The 1,908-nt window shown below is 41.5% G+C and carries 2 protein-coding genes; both read right to left on the bottom strand.

Annotated elements, in window-relative coordinates:
* Nucleotides 1-1,237 (bottom strand): hypothetical protein (locus tag KDK19_RS23860; RefSeq protein ID WP_257293103.1); only part of this gene is annotated, 1,237 nt, incomplete at its 3' end.
* A 351-nt stretch (nt 1,238-1,588) separates the two neighbouring features.
* The coding region (locus KDK19_RS23855) for a hypothetical protein (RefSeq protein WP_257293102.1) at nt 1,589-1,908 on the bottom strand (320 nt) is incomplete at its 5' end.

The raw sequence follows: 1,908 nt of genomic DNA, 5'->3' as shown, positions 1-1,908 counted from the left end.
TTTTTCCTGAAGTACCAATGTATCTGCAATACTTATCCGATCCCAGCCCGGCCAATGAGCCCAGGATAAATTCTTTATACGGTTTTCTGGGGGAGCAAAAGTTTGTCTCAACTTCAGTTTTGATTGCCCCTTTATTCTCTTGTGATGGTATTTCCTGCCATGTTACGAGAGACTGTCTGTTTGCAAGTGACTTCTGTCGTATAGGAACAAAATACGATATTTCACCTGTTGAACTCGCTTCGGCTGTCAGGCCTGAGCATTCATATTCACTTCTAGCCCCGTCGTTGAACCATTGGGTTCCGGGACTAGCATCGTTTTTACACAAGGATTCGTGACGCAGACTTCCAGATAACATTACTGTTGATGCAAAGGGCACCGGATACCCGGGTAGCTCCTGGAACTGGTAGGAGATATTTTTATAAATAACATTGATCTGATAATACCTTCTGTCGGTGATCAGAATTTCTTTGGGTACCAGGGTTTCATCCTCCAGGGAAGCTAGAAAATCATCATTTTTTCGACTTGATAATAGGCAACCACTGACATTATCAGCAGTGTTGGCCAGCATACCAACCAGAGTACTGGTCTTGTCATTAAGCATGAGCTTGACTCGACAGAATCCAGTGAGTTGCTCGTCATTGCAGCGGAACTTTTTGTTGGTTAATGGTGCTGGCAATGAAGAAATACAAAACTGGGGTGCATTCCCGTATGAATAAGACGGATCGTACGCCGTGTTTAATGGAAATAGTGCTGGTTGGAGGCCACCTTCATTATTAAGGTGCGGGGGATGAGTATTAAGAAACGTCGCCCTTGCCCAAAGATATTTCAGCTTTTTGTTAGCGCCGGAATAGTTATCCTCACTGAGATTAAAAGGAGCCAGATTGTAATGATCAATCATTGCTTTCTGATCGTACCCGGGAATCGGTATTCTCTTCATCCGCGTATTAAAATTGCTGCTGATATTACTTTGACTTGATGATAAATCCGTAGAGTTTTCTCTCTCAGCTTCTGTGTCGCCTTCAGCATTAACGTCTGATATATACTTGCTTATACAAACTGCCCACATCGTGACCAGACTCAGTGCACTTGCGAACGCTACATAATCACTACATTCTAATTGTCTTGAATACGATTGTGCAAATTGTCCGTAACTATTCTCCCCGGCAAAAGTTATTCCGTTGTGAGTGACAACAATGGATAACAGCACCGCAGGAAAAATCCCTAAAACTCGTCTCATACTTATACTCCTGTAAAATAACCGCGTTAAGTTCAGAATCCATTAATAAAGACTCCGTAACACTCAAGAAGGCCAGGAGTATAGTATTTATTTAGACGGCCAATAATATTTAAATGATTTATAAAAACTAATTATTATGAAGTATTTTACATTGCGTGGGCATTGAATGTTTAGCAATTTGATAATCAACCGGAATCAACCGATCTTGGTAGATGGAGATGTTTAACTAATCTCTTCATTCCTTGTAGCCCGCCATTTGTTGTAGGCTAGTTTATCGCTGCTACGTTCCATAACCCCATTATCAAAAGGGAGGTTAACATTTCATCTGCAACCTCCTTTTAATTGAGCTCATTATTCCCTGACCAGAATTTCAAAGGTCTTTGAATCAACTAAAGCGTGGGAGTCTCCACTTGGTGTTGCAAATGAAGCTTTACAGACTTTATCCTTCTTAAAATACTTTCCGAAGGTTTTAAAACCGTTATTCACAAAACGGCAAAAATATTCCGGCACCTTGCTGATTTCTTTGCCTGAACTTGCAACGCTATAACCGGCAATAATAGCCTTATCAGGCAGATCATTCTCAAAAGCCTGCCAGCGAATATTACCTTCAACCATAGGAGTCAGGTAATCAGAAGCGATGCTGCCATCATCATTCGTGGCGACGTAGCCAC

The organism is Endozoicomonas sp. ONNA1, from assembly GCF_024606325.1.
GTDB lineage: Bacteria > Pseudomonadota > Gammaproteobacteria > Pseudomonadales > Endozoicomonadaceae > Endozoicomonas_A.
This window is presented reverse-complemented; position numbering and strand designations above follow the sequence as displayed.